This window comes from Psychrobacter sp. (genome assembly GCF_030457785.1).
In the GTDB taxonomy this organism is placed as follows: Bacteria; Pseudomonadota; Gammaproteobacteria; order Pseudomonadales; family Moraxellaceae; genus Psychrobacter.
The window spans coordinates 1-9261 of sequence record NZ_JAKDUI010000097.1; the positions used below are offsets into that span (position 1 = coordinate 1).

The following is a 9261-nucleotide window of genomic DNA, read 5'->3' on the forward strand; positions in this document are numbered from 1 at the left end:
CAAATGATAGCGGATATTGTCGTAAATAGAAATAACAGTTTGCCTATTTAGCAAAAAAACCATACATATTAATGATATACCTAAAAATTGAGTACAAAAAAAAGCGACCGAAGTCGCTTTTTTTATCGTAACTATATCGATAACTTACTGCATTTGTTCTTTGATCAAGTCACCAATTGTTTTTGGCTGCGCTTCAGAACCTGATGCATCATTGCTGTTGTTGCCAAGATCTTTAATCGCTTGACGCTCTTCAGCTTCGTCTTTCGCTTTGATAGACAAGTTGATGCTGCGTGTTTTACGATCAACACTAACAATCTTCGCTTCAACATCATCACCCACGCTCAAATGCTTAGTAGCATCCTCAACGCGGTCACGTTGGATCTCAGAAGCACGTAAATAAGCTTCTACTTCGTCAGCAAGCTCAATAGTAGCGCCTTTAGCGTCTACTTCTTTTACTTTACCGTTAACGATAGCGCCACGGTCGTTGCCAACTAAGTATTCGTTGAACGGGTCAGAGCTTAACTGCTTAACACCTAGGCTGATACGATTTGCTTCTGCATCTACAGACAATACCATTGCTTCAACGGTGTCACCTTTGTTGTAGTTACGAATAGCATCTTCACCAGTTTCATTCCAAGAGATATCAGATAGATGAACAAGACCATCAATACCACCGTCTAGACCGATAAAGATACCGAAGTCAGTGATTGATTTGATAGTACCAGTGATTTTATCACCGCGCTCATGTTTCTTATCAAACTCATCCCATGGGTTAGCTAGAGTCTGCTTGATACCTAGGCTAATGCGACGACGTTCTTCATCGATATCAAGAATCATTACTTCAACTTCATCACCTACCTGTACTACTTTAGATGGGTGGATGTTTTTGTTGGTATGATCCATTTCTGATACGTGAACTAGACCTTCGATACCTTCAGAAATCTCAGCGAAGCAACCATAATCAGTTAGGTTTGTAACGCGTGCTTTAACAACACTGCCTACTGGGTATGTGCCGCCAACGTTATCCCAAGGATCAGTACCAAGTTGTTTTAGACCCAAGCTAACGCGGTTGCGTTCACGGTCAAACTTCAATACTTTAACTTTAAGATCTTGACCAACTTCAACAACTTCAGATGGATGCTTGATACGGCGCCATGCCATATCAGTGATGTGCAATAGACCATCAATACCACCTAGATCAACGAACGCGCCGTAATCAGTAAGGTTCTTAACGATACCTTCGATCTCGATGCCTTCTTCAAGCTTGTTCAGTAGCTCTTCGCGCTCAGCTGAATTTTCAGCTTCCATTACTGCACGACGGCTAACGACAACGTTGTTGCGTTTTTGGTCAAGCTTGATTACTTTGAATTCTAGCTCTTTACCTTCAAGATGCGTGGTGTCACGAATCGGACGTACATCTACTAACGAGCCTGGTAAGAACGCACGTACTGAACCCACGTCTACAGTAAAGCCACCTTTTACTTTGCTAGAAATGATACCTTTTACGATCTCATCATTGTCATAGATTTTTTCAAGGAAATTCCACGTCTCAACGCGTTTGGCTTTTTCACGTGACAGTAAGGTTTGACCCATGCCATTGTCAACTGCTTCAACCACAACGTCAACACTATCGCCAACTTCAACTTCAAGCTCGCCTTCTTCGCTTAAAAACTCTTCACGAGCGACGATACCTTCAGATTTAAGACCAGTATCTACTGTAATCCAATCGCTATCGATTGCCACAACAGCACCTGTAATAACCGAGCCACGCTCGATATCCAGACCCTGCTCTTCAATGCTCGCTTCAAATAGTTCAGCAAATGATTCCATTATGTCTACCTTTGTATAGCCGTATCCTGTCCAGTTCAGTACGGATCAAATTTATGACTGCATAAAACGAGAATACTGGTTTTATATCTTATGCAATCATATAAAAAAACGTTTGTTGCTAATAAGCGAGTTATTAACTAGGCTCACTAGCAACAAATGTCTTTCGAATGAAGATGTCTGTTTGTTTTCTTGGTTATTGTACTTTATTGGTAAGTTGCTCTATTAGTAACCAAAATCAGTAATCAAAAAACACGCCTCGTTCTTGGCAATGTTTTTTAACCTGATGGTAGACAGTGTCAGCGTCTAACACTGAGCTATCAAGCAACAATGCGTCTTCTGCCGGCTTCGATGGTGCAGTGGTACGATTTTCATCACGAGCATCACGGGCTTTTATCGTTGTAAAAATTGCCTCAAAATCTGCTTCTTGACCAGCGTTCAAAAGCTGTGCCACACGGCGTTCAGCGCGAGCTTTCGCACTCGCAGTCAAAAACACTTTTACGTCCGCATTTGGAAACACCACTGTACCCATGTCGCGGCCATCTGCAACGAGTCCTGATCGAGTCGCCATGTCCTGCTGCAGCTTTAACAATGCTGTCCGAACTTCTGGAAAAACAGCTACCTGAGAAGCATAACCACCAACGGTTTCATTTCGCACTTTCTCACCAACTGCTTCACCGTTGACAAGAATATCGACACGTCCTGATTCATTGTTAGGAATAAAATCAATCTCAAGACTTTGTGTCAGTTTGAGCAATTTCAATCCATCGATTTCGCACTCGACATCGGCACCCGGCTTAATCAATCCAGCTTCAAACGCTTTCAGTCCTACAATACGATATAAAGCACCAGAATCTAATAATTGATAACCTAGCGCTTGAGCTAATCGCCATGTTACTGTCCCTTTTCCTGCACCGCTTGGACCGTCAATACAAATAACGGGATAGCGCTGTCTCTGATCTTGGCTTTTATTTTCACTTTCAGGCAAAGCGTTATCAGGTGTAGAGACATTCATAATGCTTACTCAATTAAAGGTGCTTCTTTGACGGGTTGCCGTATGCTTGAAAACGGCTTTTTTACTTATTAATCAACCGCTTACCGCCTATTATATAGATTCAGCGTCAAATAGGGCAGTATTATAGCAAAAAAACCTCACATTCACCATGATTCATATCTATTTAATGACAATATTATTGGCAATAGGCTATTTTATTACGCATTAAGGCGAATTAGCCTCATCCTTAGCTTTCTTTGCCATTTTGCGGCGCTCACGAAAAAAAGACTTCAGCATCTGACTGCTGTGATCGGCACACAAACCTTTATATACTTTCATAGTGTGGTTATAAAAAGGCTGCAGCGATAGATCCATTTGACTACCAACCATTCCTGCTCGTGGCTCACTCGCTGCATATACCAACCTGCCTACTCGTGCATGTATCAGCGCACCAACGCACATTGTGCAAGGTTCCAGTGTTACGTATAGAGTTGTCCCAATCGGCAAGCGATAGTTTCTTAGGTTTTCACAAGCGTTTCTTAGCGCCACAATCTCGGCATGAGCCGTTGCATCATGGCGACTAATAGGTTCGTTATATCCCTGTCCGATGACTTGCTGGTTATGAACCAGTATCGCTCCGACAGGTACTTCTCCAAGTGCAGACCCTTGTTTAGCAAGCTTCAGTGCTTCTTGCATCCACTCGACATCTTCCATTGGCCAGTACGTAGAGCCCACCATCTGTTCACTGATTTTCGAACAGCCCATAAACTGGTTATTTCCTAATTGATGTGTCTGACCATCAGTCGTTATTGTCTGCATCATTTACTGTGGTAACTGCCAATCGATGGGAGTTTGCCCATACTGTACTAGGTAGTCATTGGTTTTGGAAAAGGGCTTAGAACCAAAAAATCCACCACGATTGGCAGCAAGTGGTGATGGGTGTACCGCCGTGAGAATAAGGTGCTTGTCTGTATTGATATACTTACCTTTTTTCTGTGCTTTACTTCCCCATAAAATAAACACTGTGTGCTCTGTCTGCTCATTTATCACATCAATCACTGTATCAGTAAATTGCTCCCAGCCTTTGTTTTGATGACTGTTTGGCTCGCCTTCTTTGACGGTCAGTGAACTATTCAATAACAATACGCCCTGTTGCGCCCAATACGTCAAATCACCATGCGCTGAGGGATTAATGCCTATATCATCTGCCATTTCTTTTAACAGGTTGTTTAATGAGGGTGGCTTTGGAATAGCTTTAGGCACAGAGAACGACAGCCCCATGGCCTGCCCTGCACGATGATAAGGGTCTTGCCCCAGTATCACCACTTTAACTTGCGATAAGGGCGTCAGGTTAAAAGCATTGAACATGAGCGGCGCAGGCGGGTATATACTATCGTCTGACTGATAGCTATTCTTCAAAAAATCTCGTAATTGATCCATGTTTTCAGAAGTCAACTCGTCTGCTAATGCCAATTTCCAGTCTTCTGGCAAGCGAACATTATCTAAAATGGCTTGCTTTTGTTCTTCTGTCTTGGTCTTTTGCTCATCAAACAGTGCCATAGTATGTCCTTTTATATTTGTCATCGAGATCTAGAGCATGCCCTAAAAATGCACACATTACCAATATCGGTCTGGTGTTTGCATTCGTATAAATCAGAAAAAGCTAACATCATTTTATCGTCAATTATAACAATAAAAAAACGGCTACCACAGTGTCATGGCAACCGCCGCTATCGCATGAATAGTAAAATATTAGCTCGCCAATGACTCGGAGTCAGGATGTGGCTCATTCGCCTCAACCACCGTCAAGACAATACGGCCGTTGTCAGCTGATGCCTTATCGCTACTTTTCTTCAGCTCAACAGACTCAGCACCTTGTTCATCGCTGACGTCCGACTCCAGAGTCAAGTGCACGACACCACCATTGACTAAGTCACCAAACAAAATCATGCTTGCCAATGGCTTTTTAATCTCATCTTGGATTAGACGCTGCATCGGGCGAGCACCCATAAGACGATCATAGCCTTTGTCGGCTAAATACTCACGTACGTCATCGTCTATCTCTAGCGTCACTTGTTTGTCGTCAAGCTGTACTTGCAGCTCGACCAAGAATTTATCGACCACTGAGACGACTACTGACGAGTCCAATGGGTTGAATTGGATAATCGCATCCAGTCGGTTGCGGAACTCAGGGGTGAATACACGTTTCAAGGCTTCCGTATTGTCGCGACTATGGTCTTGATGCGTAAAACCCATGGATGATCGACTGATGCTATCAGCGCCAACATTGGTGGTCATAACCAAAATCACTTGCTTAAAGACAGCAACACGACCGTTATTATCTGTCAATGTGCCGTGATCCATTACTTGCAATAACAGATTGAAGACATCAGGATGCGCTTTTTCGATCTCATCAAGCAACAAGACACAATGCGGATGCTGATTGATTTTTTCCGTCAACAGTCCACCTTGGTCATAACCCACATAGCCTGGAGGAGCACCTATCAAACGTGAAGCAGTGTGAGCTTCCATGTATTCTGACATATCAAAGCGCACCAGCTCTACGCCTAGTAGTTTCGCTAATTGACGCGAAACTTCAGTTTTACCAACCCCAGTAGGTCCAGCAAACATAAAGGAACCAATAGGCTTATCTGGTGCTTTGAGACCTGCGCGAGATAGTTTGATCGCATCCGCCAAACTGTTGATCGCTTCATCCTGTCCGAAGACCAAATGCTTAAGATCACGATCTAAGTGCTCAAGGATGCTCTTATCATCACTTGATACTGATTTGGGTGGAATACGTGCCAACTTTGCTATGATAGCTTCGATATCTGCGACATCGATTTTTATCGGTGGTCTTTTGGCCTCACCTTTCGCATCCTCAGTTGATTCAGCTAGATCACTGTCTGTTGCCGTTTTTGATTCATCCTGCATATCACTATTCTGAGCGTCAGCATCGGCTTCATTCTCAACAACTTCATCGCTTTGTGTGTCAAAACCATCTTCTAAATCAGCAATAAAGCTTTCTTCGGCATCGATATCAACGGCATCAGGAACAACACCTAAACGCTTATAAGCACCAGCTTCGTCAATCACATCAATTGCCTTGTCTGGCAAAAAACGCTCATGTATGTGCTTGGCAGATAAATGGACGGCTGTGACCAATGCCTCATCACTATATTCGACATTATGAAATTCTTCATAACGCGGCTTCAACCCACGCAAGATATCGATGGTATCGTCTTCGCTAGGCTCTTTTACATCAATCTTTTGGAAACGGCGTGACAAAGCATGGTCTTTTTCAAAGACCTGACGATACTCTGTGAAAGTCGTAGAGCCAATACAGCGCAGCTCACCATTGGCGAGTGCTGGTTTGATTAAGTTTGACACATCCATGTTACTACTCATCGATGAGCCTGCACCAATGATCATATGGATCTCATCGATGAACAGGATAGCATTTGGCTTTTTCTTTAGTGCATCTAACAGCGACTTCATGCGTTTTTCAAAATCACCGCGATATTTTGTACCAGCAATTAGCGAACCAATATCAAGGCTATAAATCACGCAGCCGTTTAGTGGCTTTGGTGCTTTATCATTGATAATCAACCACGCCAAGCCTTCAGCAATAGAGGTTTTACCGACGCCTGGCTCACCAACCAGAAGTGGATTATTTTTGCGGCGACGACACAACACTTGCGCCGCACGCTCAATCTCGGAAGCACGTCCAATGAGTGGATCGGTTTTTCCTTCTGCAGCGCGTTGGTTTAAGTTACTCGCAAACTCAACCAATGGGTCCTTACTGGTTTTTTCTGAGGCGCTACGGCGCTCGCCAGTCATAGAAACACGCGGCTCAGATGGCTCGTCTTTGTCTTGACCATGTGACAAATACTGGGTCAGCTCTAAACGGCTAATGCCCTGTTTTTTGAGCAAATAAATGGCATAAGTGTCATGCTCTGAAAACATCGACACCAAAATATCAGAGCCTTCAACCAATCGACCACCACCGATAGACTGCACGTGAAAAATGGCACGCTGCAGAATCCGATCAAAACTCTGGGTTGGCTGTGGTGCTTGCTCTGTGTCTGCATCTACCGTTGGCGTATGTTTATTAATATAAGCCTCAAGCTCAGTGCGTAGTGCCGAAACATTAGCATTGCAAGCAGTCAATGTATTGGCAGCGTGAGTGTTTTCTAATAGCGATAATAAGAGATGTTCAACGGTGAGGTATTCATGCGATTTTTGGCGCGCAAGCGTCATTGCTAAACGCAAAGAAACTTCAAGATGACGACTTAACATAACAACTTCCTACGGTTATACCTATCTTTATAATTGATGGTTTTATGAATGAGTTAGTAAGTAAATCAGGGCGATAGGCGCATTGTTCAAGGGCGATACTAATTAATAATCACTATAAACGAACAACTTTGCGCTTACTTTGCTCAGCGAGCCATGTAATTTACTGTCATCAAACGCACATCAAATAAGTGAAACTGCCATTCATATCAGCGTTCCTTTATATCAACACGATATCTACTGATAGTCAATCTCTTAACAAAGACTAAAGTGTATCGAAGCATATCATGAAAACATGACTCTAAAGCTAACAAAGGTCTAAGGATGATAGTAAGATTAACAAGGGTCACCAATGAGAAAACAGACACAAAAGATTAAAAGTGTTGAGAAATGTTTAAGGTAAGTCCGGCTTACCATTTATTGAGTTAGGTAAGCAGTTGGAAGAGATGATAGACAGATTATAAACCAATAAATGGAGAAGACTTATCTGAAGCAGAAAATTGAGAGGCTGAGTTAAAGGTCTAGGCCGAAGATTACACTGGAAAAACTCGAAAGGACAGAATGTACGGACAGTGGTTTAGACATAAAATGACAATATAAAACGATAATATAAAACGACGTTGAAGCTGGTGTAATAAAAACCACCGCCACGCTACTCCCCCTGGTGTGGCTCAATCTGCGTCAATAATGGATAGCCTTCTCGATGTGCCAGACTATTCACTTTCTTAGCTTTGGTTTCGGCGATATCTTTGGGATAAACTCCAGCAATACCTTTTTGGCTATTATGAATTGTCAGCATTATCTCAACTGCAGAGTCCGTGGTATGACGGAACTCAGACTGTAAGACATAGACGACAAATTCCATCGGTGTATAGTTGTCGTTGTACATGACGACTGCATACATTGGCGGCTTGGCTACATCTGGTTCAGCTACCAAAACATCTGCTTGTGGAGAGGTTTCCTCGTCTGGATCACCGTCCTGCGCACGATGAGCAGGTAGGTTTGGAAAATGCCAATCAGAAACAGCTGGCTTATCTTTTAATATCATTTGGTTCATCATGATCAAAATCTTATTATAAGGTAAGTTTCAAATGAGAGCGGTTATCGTCGTTGTAATGATTAGGCAAGCTACCTGATACGATATAAAGCACAGTTTTTTAAGCAAAAAATCAGCTCTACGACCTATAATCTGTTACCAACAAATAGTTGTTACGGTTCAATTGGACTTTCATCAATTTCTGGTAAGTCAGAAAGCGCCAATGGCATACTGTCAACTCTATCACCCAGCTTCCAGTCGTACAATTGCTCCACCTCTTGATCGTCTGCCTGTAAGCTCAGTTTCATTTGTAAAGGTGTGAAACCCGACGGCATGACAAATCGACCTCGCAGACGAACAATACCTTTTATCCTTTCTGCTTCCGAGTTCAGAGAAATCTCTACAAAGTCATCATCATTGAGTAACTCGAGTGTCGCATTCAAGTTCTTGTATGACGCATCAGCACTCAGCATGCCAACATCAAATCCATACTCAAAGGCATTTTCAGGTAACGGTTCCATTTTCGCACCCAGTACCTGCAATGGCATGCCACCTGCTTCACTAATAAAATCTGCGTACAAATCATTAACCTGAGTGATTTGTCTATTTTGAACGGTTAAATCTTGCTGCTTATCACGTAAATCATCCAAGTTTTCCAGGCTAATCGCCAGCTCTTGCTTGGCAGTATCTACTTGGTTGGTCGCTATTTTATTACTTCGGCGTAACTCCTCAAGCTCTTTACTTGTTTCCTCACTATTGATGACCGCTTGCTTGGCCTCAGTATCCATAGCATGAATACCACGCTGATATCCAAACTTATGACCAAATACCAAACCAACAATAGCTGTGACGAATATCGCCCCAGCAAACAGTGCTAATACTAGCGTAGACGCTCCTCGTTGTGTATTCCCAACGCTTGTCGAAAAGCCATCTCGGCTTTTAGAAGAATGCACTCTACGCTCCACACCTTTCGGAAAAGAACATTGGCATGGTAACCATTCTGGCTGTGGGCTAAAGCGCAACGCCATCTTAATACGCATCTAAACAATATCTCTTAATAATAAAGGCGAACTAGTATAACGGAATATATATTCAATACCTAGCACTA

At 42.8% G+C, this 9261-nt stretch carries 7 protein-coding genes; all 7 read right to left on the minus strand.

Annotated elements, in window-relative coordinates:
- Positions 1 to 144: 144 nt before the first annotated feature.
- The 7 genes from rpsA to L0J61_RS06305 all read right to left on the minus strand — a co-directional run bounded on the left by rpsA (position 145) and on the right by L0J61_RS06305 (position 9193).
- A complete protein-coding gene (gene rpsA / locus L0J61_RS06275; RefSeq protein WP_301465477.1) occupies positions 145 to 1830 on the minus strand; it encodes a 30S ribosomal protein S1 in 1686 nt (561 codons plus the stop codon).
- A gap of 235 nt (positions 1831 to 2065) precedes the next feature.
- A complete protein-coding gene (gene cmk / locus L0J61_RS06280; RefSeq protein ID WP_301465478.1) occupies positions 2066 to 2842 on the minus strand; it encodes a (d)CMP kinase in 777 nt (258 codons plus the stop codon).
- 204 nt (positions 2843 to 3046) lie between these two features.
- The gene (gene tadA, locus L0J61_RS06285; protein ID WP_301465483.1) at positions 3047 to 3586 is read right to left on the minus strand and encodes a tRNA adenosine(34) deaminase TadA; all 540 of its coding nucleotides are present in this window, start codon (positions 3584 to 3586) and stop codon (positions 3047 to 3049) included.
- A 57-nt stretch (positions 3587 to 3643) separates the two neighbouring features.
- Positions 3644 to 4381: a uracil-DNA glycosylase gene (locus tag L0J61_RS06290; RefSeq protein WP_301465479.1), complete on the minus strand. Its 738-nt coding sequence runs from the start codon at positions 4379 to 4381 to the stop codon at positions 3644 to 3646.
- A gap of 192 nt (positions 4382 to 4573) precedes the next feature.
- On the minus strand, positions 4574 to 7120 hold the full coding sequence (clpA, locus tag L0J61_RS06295) for an ATP-dependent Clp protease ATP-binding subunit ClpA (protein ID WP_301465480.1): 2547 nt from the start codon (positions 7118 to 7120) through the stop codon (positions 4574 to 4576).
- Positions 7121 to 7769: 649 nt separating this feature from the next.
- Complete coding sequence (locus tag L0J61_RS06300; RefSeq protein ID WP_301465481.1) at positions 7770 to 8177, minus strand: ATP-dependent Clp protease adaptor ClpS; 408 nt, start codon at positions 8175 to 8177, stop codon at positions 7770 to 7772.
- A 149-nt stretch (positions 8178 to 8326) separates the two neighbouring features.
- The gene (locus L0J61_RS06305; RefSeq protein ID WP_301465482.1) at positions 8327 to 9193 is read right to left on the minus strand and encodes a hypothetical protein; all 867 of its coding nucleotides are present in this window, start codon (positions 9191 to 9193) and stop codon (positions 8327 to 8329) included.
- Between the last annotated feature and the right edge of the window lie 68 nt (positions 9194 to 9261).